Raw genomic sequence first — 16,458 nt, forward strand, 5'->3', positions numbered from 1 at the left:
CATCCAATGCCTGTTTCCTGCTCTTTTGCTCAAGTTATATATTCCCTTTTCGGCAAGATCACGTCATTCACTGAAGAATGAGCGAAAAAGAGCAAATCAGCGGCCAGAAGGCAGCAGCGCCGGTGCCGGGGAAATTGAAAAAGACCATCGTGATGGTGGGCATGATGGGGGCCGGCAAGACCGCCGTGGGCCGGGCGCTGGCGGCCCGGCTGAATGCGCCGTTTCTGGACAGCGACCACGAGATCGAAGCCGCCGCCAACATGACCATTCCGGAGATTTTCGCGCGCGATGGCGAGCCTTTCTTCCGCCAGAAGGAGCGCCAGGTGATCGCGCGCCTGCTGGAAGAAGAGCGCGGCGTGCTGTCGACCGGCGGCGGGGCTTTCCTGGCAGAGGAGAACCGGCAGGTGATCACCGCCAAGGGCGTCTCGGTCTGGCTGAACGCCGACCTTGAGGTGCTGTGGAACCGGGTGCGCCATCGCGACACCCGGCCGCTGCTGCGCACGGCCGACCCGCGTGCGACACTCAGCAACCTGTATCATCAGAGGGTGCCGCTTTATGCCAAGGCGGATGTGTCGGTGGTCTCGGACGGGCAGGCCTCGATTGAAACCATGGTGGACCGCGTGCTGGATGCCTTGAAGGCACGCCCCGATGTATTGGAGTGGAATTGATGGAGCGCACGGTTCATGTGCCCCTGGGCGATCGCGCCTATGATGTTGTGATCGGCCCGGGCCTGCTGGCGCAGGCGGGGGAGCGGATCAAGCCGCTCTTGAGTCGGCCGCAGGTGGCGGTGCTGACGGATGAAACCGTGGCGGAGAAGCACCTGGAAAGCTTGCGTGCTGGGCTGGCCGCCGCCGGGGTGGAGATGACCGCACTGGCATTGCCGCCGGGCGAGGCGACCAAGGGCTGGCCGCAGTTCACCCGGTCGGTCGAATGGCTGTTGGAGCAGAAAGTGGAACGGGGCGACGTGGTTGTTGCCTTTGGCGGCGGCGTGATCGGCGACCTGGCGGGCTTTGCCGCCGCAGTGCTGCGCCGCGGCGTGCGGTTCGTGCAGATCCCGACCTCGCTGCTGGCGCAGGTCGACAGTTCGGTGGGCGGCAAAACCGGCATCAATGCGCCGCAGGGCAAGAACCTGATCGGCGCCTTCCACCAGCCGTCGCTGGTGCTGGCGGACACCTCTGTGCTGGAAACCCTGACAGCGCGCGATTTCCTGTCCGGATATGGCGAAGTGGTGAAATACGGCCTGCTGGGCGACGCGGAGTTCTTTGCCTGGCTCGAAGCGAACGGCCCTGCGCTGGCCGAAGGCGATGTGGCGGCGCGGGTCGAGGCGGTGGCGCGTTCGGTTCAGATGAAGGCCGACATCGTGGTGCGCGACGAGACTGAGCAGGGCGACCGGGCACTGCTCAATCTGGGCCATACCTTCTGCCACGCGCTGGAGGCCGCCACGGGGTACTCGGACCGGCTGCTGCATGGCGAGGGGGTGGCTATCGGCTGCGCGCTGGCGTTTGAGCTGTCGTCCAAGCTCGGCCTGTGCTCGCAGGAAGATCCCAGCCGGGTGCGGGCGCATCTGAAGGCGATGGGCATGAAAACCGATCTGGCCGATATTCCGGGCGAGTTGCCCGGGGCAGAGGCGCTTTTGGACCTGATGGGCCAGGATAAGAAAGTGGTTGCCGGCCAGCTGCGGTTCATTCTGGCGCGCGGCATTGGCGAGGCCTTCGTGACCGGCGATGTGCCGCCGGATGCGGTGCTGGAGGTTCTGCGCAGCGCGGGCGCCTGAACCGGGCCGCAGGCCGCAGACAGTCAAAGGGCAGCCGCTGAGGCTGCCCTCTAGTGTTTGTGCTGGTAAACGGACGGGTCAGGCGGCGTTGCTGCTGCCCAGGTCCTGATCCCAGCCGTCGCCGTCTGCATCGAAGCCGATGGCAAGCGGCGGCTGCGCTGCGGGCGCGGGCAGGGGGATTGAGGCCGTGCCGATGGTGAACTGAGTCACCTGCTCACGCAGCTCTTGCGCCTGGTCGGACAGCGAGGTGGTCGCCGCGGTGGTCTGCTCGGCCATGGCGGCGTTCTGCTGTGCCATCATCTCCAGTTCGCCCACGGCGGTGTTGACGTCGCTCATCTGCGCCGACTGTTCCTTCATGTTGCCGGCAATCTCGACCACCAGAGAGGAAATCTCGCCGACCTGCTGGTTCACGGCGGCCATCGCCTGGCCGGCCTGATCCACAAGCGCCGCACCGTTTTTGACCTGGTCGGAGCTGCGGGCGGTCAGCTCGTCGATCTGCTGAACCGCATCGGCGCAGCGCTGCGCCAGTATCCGAACCTCGGAGGCGACAACCGCGAAACCGCGGCCTGCCTCGCCTGCGCGGGCGGCCTCAACCCCGGCGTTCAGCGCCAGCAGGTTGGTCTGGAAGGCGATGTCCTGGATCACCTTGGTGATCTGGGAAATCTCCTGCGAGGATTCTTGCAGCTTGTCCATTGCGGCGATGGTGTCCCTGACCACCTCATCACAGGATTTGACGTCATGCTGGGCGCTGTCTGCCAGTTCTTCGGCACGGCCGGCGTTCTCGGCGGACCGCTGGACGCTGCCGGTCAGTTCTCCCATCGCGTGGGTAGTCTTCTCCAGCGTTGCGGACTCCGCCTCAGTGCGGTGGGCCAGGTCCATGGATGCCTCTGCAATGGATTTGGTGCTTTCGTCGACACTGCTGGTGAGTTCCGCAATCACGGAGACCGCGGCGCTCAGTGAAGTCAGCGAGTCGTTGAAATCCATCCGGATCGATTTGAACTCCGAGGGGAAGTGTTCTTCGATCGGGTTGTCCAGCCGCTTGTGCTGCAGATCAGAGAGCGCGCGGCCGATGCTGCGGGTGACGGATAGGATTTCCTCGCGGCGCTCCCTCTCCTCCTGCATACGCTCCTCCTGCTTGCGCTGGGTAACGGTGCGCAGGTCCACAACGTTGCGGGCAACGTCGCCGATTTCATCACGCCGGGCCGCGCCGGGGACTTCAACTTCGGTCTCGCCGGAGCCAAGCTTGTGCAGCGCCACGTTCAGGACCGACAGCCCCCTGGTCATGTCGCGGGCGATCACCAGGCTGAGCAGCAGAACGCCGGCCAGCAGAACCACGGCAAAGATTGCCATCTCTGTCAGCAGCAGCTTGTTGTGCGCGTCAAAGGCGGCCATGTCGCGCTCCAGGTGCTTGATCAGGAGCATCTCCTTCTTCTGCAGCACCTCGATCGCCTTGGTTGCAGCGGCAAACCAGTCTTCTGAACTGACGCCTTCGCCGCCGTTGCCGTGCAGGATTGTTTCGCGCAGCTCATCGAATTTCTTCATTGCAGGATCCGCGAACAGGCCTTTAACGGCATCCCGGTCCTCGGCGGTTGCAAAATTTTTGAATGTGCGCAGGCGTTCCTTGAACAGTTCATGATCGGCAAAGAAGGCTTCCCGGTCTTCTGGCTTCCAGCCGTGCTTGAAGCCTACAGCGCCTGCCGCGCGTTCCAGCCCCGCGGCGTCGATTGCGCGCATGAAGAAGGACAGGGCCACCGCCTCCTGCGAGATGCGGGGATCATCAATACCCTTGGCCATGGCGAGGCCGGTTTGAATGAGTGCGTCATTCAGGTCGGTATAGTAGGCAATCAGCGCTTTCAGCTTCAGGGAGTGGGTGTCGATTTTCTGGCGGATGTTCTTTTTGCGGGCCAGTTCGGACTTGGCAAACCGGACCGCTTGCACGGATTCAGGCGGCATGGCCTCCAGATCAATGCGGCTGATCTCCTCGAGATAGGCCGCCATCTTGGCGTCATTCGCCTGCCGGACCTTGATCAGCTTTTCCGGCGGCGCCTTGGCTGCGCTTTCCAGGTAGCTCGCGCTCAGCCCGCGCTCCAGCTGCAGATTGTGGACCAAGCTGCTCATGTGCTCCAGCACCTCGCCGGCCTGGACCGTATTAACCTGCGCCTTTCGCTGCAGATCGAGCAGGGTCTGCCCGATGAACCAAAGGCTGAGAAGCAGCGGTGCCGCCAGAAGCATTCCGATCTTGGTCTTGATCGAGAGATGCTGCAAAAAACGCATACCCATATCTTGAATCCTTGATGTACCTTTTCACGATCGACCTATTCACCATCCGTGATATGTCTTAATTTTTGCCTAGGCTTGGTAAGCAGGCCGTAAAAGGCAGAAGCGCTTGGGGCCGCTGGCCTATATTGCGGCCGAATGTGTGCAGGCTACGGGTGTCATTGCATAAATTATTGAAATATAAAACTAAACTACTGCCCTTCCAAAGGCGAATCGCACCATTGCAGCACCGTGAGAGTAAGGAAGCAGCGGGCCGCCACACTGTGTCGGCCAGGGGGCACAGGTCTTTCGTGAAGTCTGCGAAAAGACACCGTTAACAAAGAAAAGCCCCCCGGCCGAGGGGCCGGAGGGCTGCGGCGCGAAACCGCCTGGGTCTTGCGATTCGCCCTGTCAGGCTTAGAACGGGATTTCGTCGTCGTCGATGTTGTGGGACGCGCCGCCGCCGAAGTTGCCGCCGCCGCCTTGCGATCCGCTGTCATAGCCGCCGCCGTAGCCGCCGCCCTGGCTGCCGCCGCCATAGCTGCCGCCGCCTTGGCCGCCGCCGTAACCACCGCCGCCGCCGCCTTCGCCGCGGCCGTCCAGCATGGTCAGGGTGGAGCCGAAGCCCTGCAGCACGACCTCGGTCGAATACCGGTCCTGGCCGCTCTGGTCCTGCCATTTGCGGGTCTGCAGCTGGCCTTCGACATAAACCTTGGAGCCCTTGCGCAGATACTGCTCGGCCACCCGCACCAGACCCTCGTTGAAGATCGCGACAGAGTGCCACTCGGTCTTCTCGCGGCGCTCGCCGGTGTTGCGGTCTTTCCAGGTTTCAGAGGTGGCAATGCGCAGGTTGCATACCTTGCCGCCGTTCTGGAAGCTGCGCACCTCGGGGTCGCGGCCCAGGTTGCCGATGAGCATGACTTTGTTCAGTGAGCCGGCCATAGGGTTGGGTCCTTTGTTCTTGATAATCTTGTCCAGCAGCATGCGGCTGCGAATCCGTCTGCGCTGATTTCCATGCACACTATAGACCCGGGCAGGGTGTGGAAAGCAGCTCTCTGGGGATGGTTTTGCGGTTGTTTACGCGGCAATGACGGCAGCTTTCGCCTGTGAAGCTTTAAATTTGTCCCGCATTCGTTATATTCGCGCAAAGTGGGACAGTGTCGGGACAGCGGAAATGCGCAAAGCCGTTGCGGGATTGGTTATTGCCGTGATCGGGGCAGGGCAGCCTGCGGCCGCCGAAATGTTAAGCACCAAGAACCGGCGGGACCTGTTTGCGGCTCATACCAGGGTTCTGGATGGCCGCGCCGCGACGCAGTACAAGAACTCCGCCCGGCTGCAGCCCAAGACCTTCAGCATTCCGTCCGCAGCCGGCACACTTCCTTACAGCGGCAAGTACCGGGGCCAGTATCTGCAGATGGCACGGGATGCCGCGCGCCAGCATGGCGTACCGGAGGAGTTGTTCCTGCGTCTGGTGCAGCAGGAAAGCAACTGGAACCCGAATGCCAAATCGCACAAGGGGGCGCTGGGGCTGGCGCAGTTGATGCCGGCCACGGCGCGGGCGCTGGGAGTCAACCCGGCGGTGCCAAAGCAGAACCTGGAGGGCGGCGCGCGCTATCTGGCGCGGCAGTTCCGCAAGTTCGGGTCTTGGCGGCTGGCGCTGGCGGCCTATAACGCCGGGCCGGAAGCAGTGCAGAAATACGGCGGCGTCCCGCCTTACAGGGAAACCCAGAACTACGTGAAAAAGATCTGGGGCAGCTGACACAGCGGAGCGGTTAACCTGCGGGCAACTTCCGTTAATGCCCCGTTAACTCCGCCGGAGTGTCAAGCATTTGCCTTAATTTTTCGTAAATCTGCCTCCAGGACCTGGAGGAATTGCCTTGTATATCAACAGCTTTGACGAGCGCATTGAACGGATCAACTGGCAGCCAAGCGCTGTGCCGACCCGCCAGATGATCGACAGCGTGCTGGCAGGCCGGCTGCCGCGGCAGCCGCGCAGTGCCGTTCTGAGCCTGGCAGGGGCTGTGACAGGCATTCTGATCGGCACCGGGCTCAAGGGCATGTTCCTGCCCGGGGTGCCCTGGGGACTGGATGCGGGGCTTGCCGGTGTCATCGGCGGCGGCCTGGCGCTGGCCGGGCTGGCGGCATCGGTGACAGCGGCCCTGCTTGCGGCGGTCAAGGGGCAGCGGGCGCCGCGTCTGATGCAGTTTTCCTCGATGAACCTGCTGATGATCGTGGTGCTGCTGCTGAGCTGAACCTGACCGGTTGCTAGAGCGCGGAGCGCAGAAAGGCTTCATCTGCAATTGGAAGTACAGCGGATGGGGTTTTACCTGCGAGACCGTGCCATTGCTTCCATTTTTTTGAGGCAGGTTCCCCAGAATATGTCCAAAATCTGAGGGCTTGGGCACTTCATGAAGCAATCACCGATTTCGACGGATCATCTGCAAGGCTCAGAGTAGGCAGTCGGCGCTGCAGCGGGCTGATGAAAACAGGCCGCTTTGCCCGGGCACTGCAGGTTTTGCTGCCGGTTCTGACGCGCGGTTCGTGTTCGTGTCCCGTCATCCGCTGGATACCGGCCTGTCCAACATTATGGCTGACTTTGCTGAGGGGAATGCGTTTACGCAACGGATGGATTGGCTGGGCGAGATGACCCGGCTGGAATACGAGTCTGCATGGGACTATCAGGGCAAGCTTGGCAGCCAGTTCAGAGCCCAATCCTACCGCGCTTTGGTCAGTGACCCGCAAGCTCAGATCGCCCGGCTGTTGGAGCACGCGGGGCTGGAATGGGAAGACAGTTGCCTGTCTCCGGAAAAGTCCAGAAAAGCAGTGATCACCGCATCGCTTGTTCAAGTCCGCCAGAAAATCAACACGGGCGCGCTGGACAAGTGGAAAGCCTACGCTGCGGAGCTGGAGCCGCTAAAGGAAACTCTGGACGGCGACGAATGGCTTCGTGAATGGGAAGACTGGGACAACACGCTGCACGGCAGTTAGCAGCAAAAAAAACGGGCCGGGAAGTTCCCGGCCCGTTTTTTGAAAGGGTATTTTTACTCCGCGGCGACCTTGATCACCGGCTTCATGCGGTCCAGCACCTCATCGCTGAGATGGCATTTGATCTGGTGGCCGCCGTCAAGGGTGCGCACCGGCGGGACCTCCTTCTCGCACAGCCCGCCCGGCACTTCGGACTTCCAGCGGCAGCGGGTCTGGAACGGGCAGCCCGGTGGCGGGTTCATCGCCGACGGGATGTCGCCTTCCAGGACGATGTGCTCTTTCTCGATTGAAGTGTCGGCGATCGGCACCGCCGACAGGAGCGCTTCGGTATAGGGGTGGTAGGGGGGCGCGAACACCTGATCGGTGTCGCCCAGCTCCACCACATGGCCGAGGTACATCACCATCACCCGGTCGGAGAGATAGCGCACGATCGAAAGATCGTGAGAGATGAACAGCAGCGTGGTTTTCTCGTTGCGCTGGATCTCCATCAAGAGGTCGGTCACCGCCGCCTGCACCGACACGTCGAGCGCCGAGACAGGCTCGTCGGCCACCACGATGCGGGCGCCGCCGGCAAAGGCGCGGGCGATGCCCACACGCTGCTTCTGGCCGCCCGACAGCTGCCGCGGCATCCGGTCGGCAAAGGCGCGGGGCAGTTTCACCAGGTCCAGAAGCTCCAGCATCCGCCTGCGGCGCTCCGCCTCGGAGTTGCCGATGCCGAAGATTTCCAGCGCCCGCATGATCTGGCGGCCAACTGTCATCGACGGGTTCAGCGTGTCGAACGGGTTCTGGAACACCATCTGCACGTCGGAGACGGTTCTGGTATCGCGCTCCTCGATCGGGATCTGCTCGATGTTGCGGTTGTCCAGCAGGATCTGGCCCTCGGTGGCGGTTTCCAGCCCCATCAGCACCTTGGCGAACGTGGACTTGCCGCAGCCGCTCTCGCCGACGATTGCCAGGGTTTCGGACTCGCGCGCCTCGAAGCTCAGCGTCTCATTGGCCTTCACCACCTTGGTTTCGCCGCCGCCGAACAGGGCATTTGCAGCAACCTCATAGTATTTCTTGAGGTTGTCCATCTTCAGGATAACCTTGCCCGGCGCGGTCTTCTCTTTCTGCTCGCCCACGGTCAAAGGCGCGTTCCAGTCGATTTCCTGGAACTTCAGGCAGCGTGTCTCGTGCCGGTCGTTGCCATGCACAGGCGACATCGGGATCACCATGTCCTGGTCGCAGCGGCCCTCTTCGAAATAGTCGCATCGGGGACCGAAGTTGCAGCCTGGCGGGCGTTCGTGGGGCAGGGGGAAGTTGCCGGGGATCGCCACCAGCGGGCGCGAGTTCTTGTCGGCGCCGGGCAGCGGGATCGAGCGGAACAGCGCCTGGGTATAGGGATGCTGCATCTCGTCAAAGACGTCGTGGATCGAGCCGCGTTCCACCGCCTCGCCGGAATACATCACGCAGAGACGGTCGCAGGTTTCCAGAACCAGGCCGAGGTTGTGCGAGATGAACAGCATCGAGGTGCCGTATTTCTTGCCCAGGTCCTTGACCAGCTCGACCACCGCGGCCTCCACCGTCACGTCCAGCGCCGTGGTGGGTTCATCGAGGATCAGCAATGACGGTTTGGACATCAGCGCCATCGCAATCACGATCCGCTGCTGCTGGCCGCCCGACAGCTGATGCGGGAAGGAGTTCAGCATCCGCTCCGGGTCGGGCAGGCGCACGTCGGTCACCACTTCCAGCGCGCGCTGATAGGCTTCCTTTTCGCTGACGCCCTCGTGGATCATCGGCACTTCCATCAGCTGCTTGCCGATTTTCATCGCCGGGTTCAGCGAGGCCATCGGCTCCTGATAGATCATCGCAATCTCGTTGCCGCGGATGTCGCGCAGTTCCTCGGCGCTCATCTCGCTGAGGTCGCGGCCCTTGAACTTGATGGTGCCGCCGACGATGCGGCCGTTCTTGCCCAGGTCCTGCATGACGCCAAGCGCCACGGTGGATTTGCCGCAGCCGCTTTCGCCGACCAGGCCCACCGCCTCGCCGGGCTGCACGGTGACCGAGAAATCCATCACCGCAGGAATCTCGCGCAGGCGGGTGAAGAAGGAGATCGACAGCTTATTAATCTCGAGGATCGGGCCGTCGTAGTCTGCCAGTTTGTTCATGTTCTTTTCTCCCTGTTGAGGCTGGAAGGGACAGGATCCCTTTCATCTGGCCTCAAATATCCCGGGGGTCCGGGGGCTAGCCCCCGGACCCGCCGGTTCGGATCAATCCTTCAGGCTTTCTTCGCGCAGGCCGTCAGCCAGCAGGTTCAGGCCCAGAACCAACGTCAGCAGCGCAAAGGCGGGCGGCAGCGCCGGGTGCAGGTAGATCGACAACAGCTTGCGGCCGTCATTGATGGTCGATCCCCAGTCCGGGCTTTCCGGCGGCAGGCCGAGGCCGAAGAAGCCCAAGGTGCCCAAGAGGATGGTGGTGTAGCCGATGCGCAGGCAGAAATCGACGATCAGCGGCCCGCGGGCGTTCGGCAGGATCTCCCACAGCATGATGTACCAGGGGCCTTCTCCGCGGGTCTGGGCGGCGGCCACATAGTCGCGGGTTTTGATGTCCAGCGTCAGGCCGCGCACGATACGGAACACCGTGGGCGAGTTGACGAAGACCACCGAGACGAACACCACCAGAATACCGCCGGGGATGTCGAAGAAATCGAGCACCTTCGGCAGCCCCGGGATCTTGAACCCGGTGCTGGTGTTGATCAGGTAGCCGCCGTTGGACACCAGCTGCAGATAGAGCCAGATCGCAATGCCCAGCACACCGGCCATCAGCGGGTTGCGCAGCTTTGGCCGGGTGTAATAGCGCGAGTTCAGCAGCACCCCGATGAAGACGATGGGGAACATGAACAGGACAATTGCCATGTAGTTCGGCACGCCGGTTGCCACGATTTCGGGCGTCACCAGCAGGTAGAACAGCAGGATCACCGGGAAGGCGAGGATCAGGTTCGCCAGGAACGACAGGATGGTGTCCAGCCGTCCGCCGTAGTAGCCGGCTGGCAGGCCCAGGGTGATGCCGACCATAAAGGCGAACAATGTGGCCAGCGGGGCGATCTGCACGACCACCCAGGCCCCCTTGACCAGGCGGCTGAAGACGTCGCGGGCTAGGTTGTCGCCGCCCAGGAGGTACCATTGGTATTCCCCCTCGCCAACGCCACGGACCGCGGTCCCGGGCACCTTGTTCTTCATGCCCGAGACCTGGGACAGCGGGTCGTGGGTCACGATCATGTCCATCGCGCCGTAAATGCCGGTGAAGACCCAGAACATGACCAAGGCAAAACCGATCATGCCGATGGGGCTGTCGAACAGTTTGCCATAAAGCCCGAGGCGGCGCTTGAAGGCCGCAGAGAGGGCAAAGAGGATGAGAAGCGAAATCCAGACCGGCGACAGCTGGTAGAGGATCCGCGCGGTGATATCGAGTGCGCTAAGAGGTTCCATGCTTTGCTGCCTTCCTTAGGAGATCCGGATACGCGGGTTGAGGTACACGTAGCCAATGTCGGAGATCATCTGGGTAATCAGAACAACGAACACGGACACCACCGACACAGCCAGCAGCAGGTCGATGTCGTTGTTGCCGGCAGCTTGCACCAGGATGAAGCCGAAGCCTTTGTAGTTGAACAGGGTTTCCACGATCACCACACCATTCAGCAGCCAGGGGAACTGCAGCATGATCACGGTGAAAGGCGCGATCAGCGCGTTGCGCAGAGCATGTTTGATGACGATGTTGTGGAAGCTCACGCCCTTGAGCCGGGCGGTGCGGATGTATTGCGCGGTCATCACCTCGGTCATCGAGGCGCGGGTCATCCGGGCGATGTAGCCCATCCCGTAAAGCGCGATGGTCAGCACCGGCAGGAAGAAGTTTTCAAAGGTGGGATTGTCGGTTGCCGCGGTTGCGGTGCCCTTGAACCACTTCAGGCCGACGGTGGACGACGTGAAAACCGCGATGAAGATAACGCCAGAGACATATTCGGGGGTTGCTGTCGTCAGAATGGAGACCGTCGACAATCCCCGGTCGGTTGCCGAGCCCTCGCGCATCCCGGCCAGAACGCCGATGATCAAGGCCGAGGGGACCATCAGAAGCAGCACCCAGCCCATCAGGCGCAGCGTGTTCTGCAGGCGCTCGGTGATGATGCTGGCCACATCCTTCTTGAAAACGCTGGAGTATCCCCAGTCCCCTTGCAGGATGCCGCAGAAGGTTGGCGCATTTGCAGCCTCCTCTGCACTGACCGCACCGGCGATGCAGCGGCCGGTGATGCCTTCCTCGCTCTCGCGGGTCCAGCCAGGCAACACGCCCAGCCATTCGCCGTAACGGCTGATCATCCAACCGCTGTGGCCGTTCTTGTCCAGCCAGCTGGCCACGGCCTCATCCGTCATGCGGAAGTTGCCCTGGGTTTTGGCGAGTTTTTCGAGGTTGGGGTAGAGGTTCGTCAAGAAGAACACGATGAACGTCAGGCACAGGGCCGTCAGCAGCATCACGCCCGAGCGGCGGAGAATGAAAAGTCCCATTGGGGTCCCCTGTCAGTCTGGCGGATCGGACCCGGCTCGCGGGGCGGGTCTCTTATCTTTTAAGCTGGAAAGCACCGCCCCGAAGGGGGCGGTGCGGGAAGCAGGAGCCGGTCGGGCTTAGGCTGCCCAGCCCCATTTGTAGTGGTGATGCTCGAAGGAGACATGCATGTCCGCACCGACAACGCCTTCGCGCATGTGGCGGTACAGCGAGCGCCAGTAGGGCTGAATGGTCACGCCTTCTTCCTGGATCAGCGCCTGGCCCTTGGCCGAGATTTCACGGCGCTTGTCGGCGTCAGCAATCGAAAGGGCTTCTTCCAGCAGGGCGTCGAACTCCGGGTTGGACCAGCCAAACTCGTTCCAGGCTTCGCCCGACTTATAGGCCAGCGCCCAGATCTGCACGCCCAGCGGGCGGTGGTTCCAGTTGGTCGAGGAGAACGGGTATTTCGCCCAGTCGTTCCAGAAAGTCGAGCCCGGCAGAACGGTCCGCTTCACCTTGAAGCCCGCATCGCGCAGCTGAGCGGCCACGGCGTCGGTGGTGTTCCGGCGCCAGTCGTCGTCGATCGACAGGATTTCGTGCTCGAAATCCATCATGCCGGCTTCTTCCATCAGCGCCTTTGCAGCAGCGGGGTCAACCTTCTGCGGCGGCAGTTCGGCGTATTCCGGATGGATTGGGCCGACATGGTGGTTCTCAGCCGGTTCGCCGCGGCCGCCATAGCCCAGTTCCAGGCAGACCGAATTGTCGACGGCCATCTGGATTGCCTTGCGGACGCGCTTGTCGGCATAGACTTTCTTGCCATCGATTTCGGCTAGCTGGTTGGTGCGGATCACGATCGAGGACATGGTGACAACTTCCGACTTCTTGTAGCCGAGGCCGTCCATCACATCGATGAATTCGCCAACCGATTCATAAAGCATGTCGACTTCGTCGGATTCCAGGGCCGCCAGCCACGAGGACGGGTCGGTGCCGAAGTCGATGTACTCGATGCGGTCCAAAGCGGGCTTGCCATAGATCGCCTCACCCCACCAGGTGTGGTTGTCGTTGCGTTCCAGAACCGAGCGCACGCCGACTTCCAGCTCGGTCAGCAGGAACGGGCCGGTGCCAACGTTCTGAGTGAAGTCATTGGTCTGGAAGGAGGAATGCACGATCGCCGCCGGATAGTCGGCCATGCCTGCAATCAGCGAAATGTCGGAGGCCGGCAGGTTCAGCTTGACGGTGTGGCTGTCGACCACTTCGATGGCGCCTTCGACTGCCTGGCCGGTGTCATTGTCGATCAGGGTTGCGAAGCGGCCGGCCATGGAGTTGCCTTCCAGACCCTTGTCGCACCAGCCGGCGATGTTGCGGGCAACATCTTCGGCGGTGAAGTCGTCGCCGTTGTTCCACTTGACGCCTTGGCGGACGTTCAGTGTGTAGACGGTGGCGTCCTCGTTGATTTCCCAGCTTTCCAGCAGCATGCCGGTGAAAGAGCCGTCATTGTTGTATTCCACCAGGTATTCAATGGTGCCGCGGGTCTTGTTGGCCATCTGCGACCAGTCGAAGGTGCGCGGGTCCTTCAGCGGGCGGACTTCGGTCTGCACGCGCAGGGTGCCGCCCTGCTTTTTCTCTTCAGCAGCCTTAACCGGGGCGGCCATGCCGATCATCCCGTAAGCAGCCGCCGCGGTGACGCCGAAGGTGGTGGCGCGGGTCAGGAACTCCCGGCGGTCCAGCTTGCCGTCCAGCACTTCCTTGGCGTGCATCTTGGCGGCCCAATGGATCGGGGCTCCGTTGATGGTGTCTTTGGTCATTTAGGTCTCCCTGTCATACCGTTCTGTCTTATTGCGAAACGGGTATTGGCCCAGCCGCTGGCCAGGCGATTATAGTGTGAGTTGTGGATTATAGTTTCCCCATGCCCGCATTCCGGCAGAGATATGCCTTTTCGTCAATGCACAGTTTCGGCGTTTCCATGTAAAAATACGACATTTTTGACGTCGCTTTTCTGATTGCGGCCGGCATGCAGCCGCATACTGTTCAAAACTGCCCAGTAATGCAGCCCGGGATCAGCGCAAGATCGGGGTGCGCCTGGCGGTGCGGCGGGAATCTGCTGACGGATCAAACTATTGTGTTCCTGCTTTGAGGAAACCTGCACCGCCGGCCGCGGCTGCGGACCCCAAGTGCACTCGGTTGCCGGTCCGAAAGGATTGCCATCCGCAGCCCCCGGTTGCGAAACCCTGTCCAAGTGCTGCCTTCGCGCATGCCCCGGCCAGCCTATCGCGTTGTTGCCGGAGGCAGGCTAAGGCGGTCGCAGGCACCGCAATTGCGGGCTCAGGGCTCGGACGCCACGTCAGGAAAACCAAGCCGAAGGTCTCAGGCCAAAGAAACCTGATGCCAGCCCTTCATCCGGGCGCGGAACCAGCTTCGCTGGCGTTTGGCGAACTGACGGGTGGCGATGGCGGCACGCTCCTCGGCTTCCTCCAGCGTAAGGGTTCCTTCCGCATAGCCCATCAGCTCCGGCACCCCGATCGCCTTGCAGGAGGGTAGTGCCGGATCGTAACGGCCGCGCATGGCCTCGATCTCTGCCATCGCGCCCTGTGCGAGCATCATGCCGAAGCGCCTGCGGATGCGGGCCTCCAGCCAGTCTTTTTCCGAGTTCAGAACCATCGCCGTACAATCCTGCAGCGGCAGCGCAGGGGCGGGGGTGCCGTCCTGCCAGTTGGCCAGCGGCCGGCCGGTGGCTTTCAGCACCTCCCAGGCCCGCTGCACCCGGGCGCGGTTCTGCAGGTCGATGCGTCTGGCGGTTTCCTGGTCCAGCTCTGCAAGCAGCGCCCCAAGCGTCATGGCATCGGCTGCGGCCCGGACCGCGGGCGGGGTGGCGGGAATCTCTGCCATGCCTTCTGTCAGTGCGGTGAAATAGAGGCCGGTGCCGCCAACGATGATCAGCCGTTCGGGTCCGTCCAGCAGCGGCAGCACCTCGCGCAGCCAGTGGCCGGCCGAATAGTCCGCATTATAGGGCACATGTCCGTAAAGCGCGTGCGGCGCCTGTGCCTCTTCCTCTGCCGAGGGGCGGGCGGTGATCACCCGCCAGCAGTCATAGACCTGGCTGGCATCGGCGTTGACGATGATGCCTCCGTGGCGGGCGGCAATGTCCAGCGCCAGCGCGGATTTTCCCGAGGCGGTCGGGCCTGCGATCAGCACAGGTTTTCCGGGGGCGATATCAGGCAGGTACATGCAGGCGTGATCCGTCTCTCAGTCCGGTTCCGCAAATCTGCGCGGAATCCGCGCTGCGCGGATTGAAACCGGCAGCGAATTGCTCCATTTTGCCGCGCAAATTAACCCTCACATCTTCTGGAGCGCAACATGCCTCAACCGCACGAAAAGCCGGAACTGGATCCGGCCGCCGCCTATAAACGCGTCATGCTGAAAATTTCAGGTGAGGCACTGATGGGCGACCAGGGGTTCGGCCTGCATCCGCCGACTGTGCAGCGCATCGCCCGCGAGGTGAAAACCGTGCATGATATGGGGGTCGAAATCTGCATGGTGATCGGCGGCGGCAACATTTTCCGCGGGCTGTCCGGCTCGGCGCAGGGGATGGAGCGCACCACCGCGGATTACATGGGGATGCTGGCCACCGTGATGAACGCGCTGGCAATGCAGTCCGCGCTGGAAGGCTTGGGCGTGTTCACCCGGGTGATCTCCGCGATCCGCATGGACGAGGTTGCCGAACCCTACATCCGCCGCCGCGCTGTGCGCCACCTGGAGAAGAAACGGGTCTGCATCTTTGCTGCCGGCACCGGCAACCCCTATTTCACCACCGATACCGCCGCGACCCTGCGCGCCAACGAAATGGCGTGCGAAGCGATCTTCATGGGCAAGAACGGCGTGGACGGCGTCTATGACAAGGATCCGGCGCAGCACAACGATGCGGTCCGCTATGACGAAATCAGCTATGACGACGTGTTCGCCAAGCGGTTGAAGGTCATGGATGCCTCCGCCATCGCGCTGGCGCGCGACAACAACCTGCCGCTGATTGTGTTCCCGCTGGACGAGCCGGGCGGCTTCCGCGGTATTCTGGCGGGTGAGGGGACCTATACCAAGGTTCACGGCTAAACCGCCGCTGGACCAGCTGAAACCGCGTGCCTCTGGTGGCTCGCGGTTTTTGTGTGTTTTGGCCGAGGCGCATGCGCGGAGAGCGGATCGGAGCCGTGAATTCTGCGCCAGGCAGGCTAATTCTTTCATTAAGGGGAAGACCGCCAAGGGGTAAACTTGCAGCCCCGGTGTCGGCAAATCCTCCCCAACATCGCTATACATCAGCCTTCCAATGGCTTATGAGCCAATGGAAGACCGCCTCAGATAAGGGGAGAGAGCAGCATGTCTGATGATTTTGAACTGGATACCGACGACCTGAAACGCCGCATGGACGGCGCGATGGCCAACCTGCGCACCGAATTCGCATCGCTGCGCACCGGCCGGGCTTCTGCCTCGATGCTGGAGCCGGTGATGGTGGATGCTTACGGCTCGATGACACCGATCAATCAGGTGGGCACCGTCAACGTGCCGGAGCCGCGCATGGTCACCATCAACGTCTGGGACAAGGGCTTGGTCGGCAAGGTGGAGAAGGCCATCCGCGAGTCTGGCCTCGGCATCAACCCGCAGCTCAACGGCACCATCATCATGCTGCCGATTCCGGAGCTGAACGAGGAACGCCGCCGCGAGCTGGGCAAGGTGGCCGGCCAGTACGCCGAACATGCCCGCGTGTCGATCCGCAACGTCCGCCGCGACGGCATGGATCAGATCAAGAAGGCCAAGGCCGACGGCATGTCGGAAGACGATCAGAAGTTCTGGGAAGCCGAAGTGCAGGAGCTGACCGACAAGATGATCAAGCATGTGGATGAGGCGCTTGAGACCAAGCAAGCCGAGATCATGCAGGTCTGACG

The 16,458-nt window shown here is 62.2% G+C and carries 14 protein-coding genes; 7 read left to right on the plus strand and 7 right to left on the minus strand.

Features of this window, described 5'->3' with window-relative positions:
• Positions 1-77: 77 nt before the first annotated feature.
• Positions 78-668 (plus strand): shikimate kinase, encoded by a 591-nt coding sequence (locus KUW17_RS01775; protein WP_222475460.1) that lies wholly within the window; start codon positions 78-80, stop codon positions 666-668.
• The gene (aroB, locus tag KUW17_RS01780; RefSeq protein WP_222475462.1) at positions 668-1,774 is read left to right on the plus strand and encodes a 3-dehydroquinate synthase; all 1,107 of its coding nucleotides are present in this window, start codon (positions 668-670) and stop codon (positions 1,772-1,774) included. Before KUW17_RS01775 ends, aroB begins: the two co-directional genes overlap by 1 nt.
• A 78-nt stretch (positions 1,775-1,852) precedes the next feature.
• On the opposite strand, the gene KUW17_RS01785 is transcribed toward aroB, so the two are convergent.
• Positions 1,853-4,054, minus strand: coding sequence for a methyl-accepting chemotaxis protein (locus KUW17_RS01785; protein WP_222475464.1), 2,202 nt, complete (start codon positions 4,052-4,054; stop codon positions 1,853-1,855).
• A gap of 393 nt (positions 4,055-4,447) precedes the next feature.
• Positions 4,448-4,972: a single-stranded DNA-binding protein gene (locus KUW17_RS01790; protein WP_222475466.1), complete on the minus strand. Its 525-nt coding sequence runs from the start codon at positions 4,970-4,972 to the stop codon at positions 4,448-4,450.
• Positions 4,973-5,204: 232 nt separating this feature from the next.
• On the opposite strand from KUW17_RS01790, the gene KUW17_RS01795 reads away from it, so the two are divergent.
• The 3 genes from KUW17_RS01795 (at position 5,205) to KUW17_RS01805 (ending at position 7,018) form a co-directional block, all read left to right on the plus strand.
• Positions 5,205-5,789, plus strand: coding sequence for a lytic transglycosylase domain-containing protein (locus tag KUW17_RS01795; protein WP_222475468.1), 585 nt, complete (start codon positions 5,205-5,207; stop codon positions 5,787-5,789).
• 118 nt (positions 5,790-5,907) lie between these two features.
• Positions 5,908-6,282 (plus strand): hypothetical protein, encoded by a 375-nt coding sequence (locus KUW17_RS01800; protein WP_222475470.1) that lies wholly within the window; start codon positions 5,908-5,910, stop codon positions 6,280-6,282.
• Positions 6,283-6,571: 289 nt separating this feature from the next.
• Entirely contained in the window at positions 6,572-7,018 is a 447-nt protein-coding gene (locus KUW17_RS01805; protein WP_222475472.1) for a sulfotransferase, read from the plus strand.
• A gap of 53 nt (positions 7,019-7,071) precedes the next feature.
• Here KUW17_RS01805 and KUW17_RS01810 read toward each other — a convergent pair whose 3' ends face one another.
• The 5 genes from KUW17_RS01810 to miaA form a co-directional block, all read right to left on the minus strand.
• Complete coding sequence (locus tag KUW17_RS01810; RefSeq protein ID WP_222475474.1) at positions 7,072-9,162, minus strand: ABC transporter ATP-binding protein; 2,091 nt, start codon at positions 9,160-9,162, stop codon at positions 7,072-7,074.
• A gap of 102 nt (positions 9,163-9,264) precedes the next feature.
• Complete coding sequence (locus KUW17_RS01815) at positions 9,265-10,482, minus strand: ABC transporter permease (RefSeq protein WP_222475476.1); 1,218 nt, start codon at positions 10,480-10,482, stop codon at positions 9,265-9,267.
• A gap of 15 nt (positions 10,483-10,497) precedes the next feature.
• Complete coding sequence (locus KUW17_RS01820) at positions 10,498-11,550, minus strand: ABC transporter permease (protein WP_222475478.1); 1,053 nt, start codon at positions 11,548-11,550, stop codon at positions 10,498-10,500.
• A 117-nt stretch (positions 11,551-11,667) separates the two neighbouring features.
• Positions 11,668-13,332, minus strand: coding sequence for an ABC transporter substrate-binding protein (locus KUW17_RS01825; protein WP_222475480.1), 1,665 nt, complete (start codon positions 13,330-13,332; stop codon positions 11,668-11,670).
• Between the two features lie 559 nt (positions 13,333-13,891).
• On the minus strand, positions 13,892-14,752 hold the full coding sequence (gene miaA / locus KUW17_RS01830; protein WP_222475482.1) for a tRNA (adenosine(37)-N6)-dimethylallyltransferase MiaA: 861 nt from the start codon (positions 14,750-14,752) through the stop codon (positions 13,892-13,894).
• Between the two features lie 129 nt (positions 14,753-14,881).
• On the opposite strand from miaA, the gene pyrH reads away from it, so the two are divergent.
• Positions 14,882-15,631 (plus strand): UMP kinase, encoded by a 750-nt coding sequence (gene pyrH / locus KUW17_RS01835; protein WP_222475484.1) that lies wholly within the window; start codon positions 14,882-14,884, stop codon positions 15,629-15,631.
• A gap of 261 nt (positions 15,632-15,892) precedes the next feature.
• Entirely contained in the window at positions 15,893-16,456 is a 564-nt protein-coding gene (gene frr / locus KUW17_RS01840) for a ribosome recycling factor (protein WP_222475486.1), read from the plus strand.
• Positions 16,457-16,458: the final 2 nt, after the last annotated feature.

It is taken from the genome of Leisingera aquaemixtae (assembly GCF_019801145.1).
GTDB classification, from domain to species: Bacteria; Pseudomonadota; Alphaproteobacteria; order Rhodobacterales; family Rhodobacteraceae; genus Leisingera; species Leisingera aquaemixtae_A.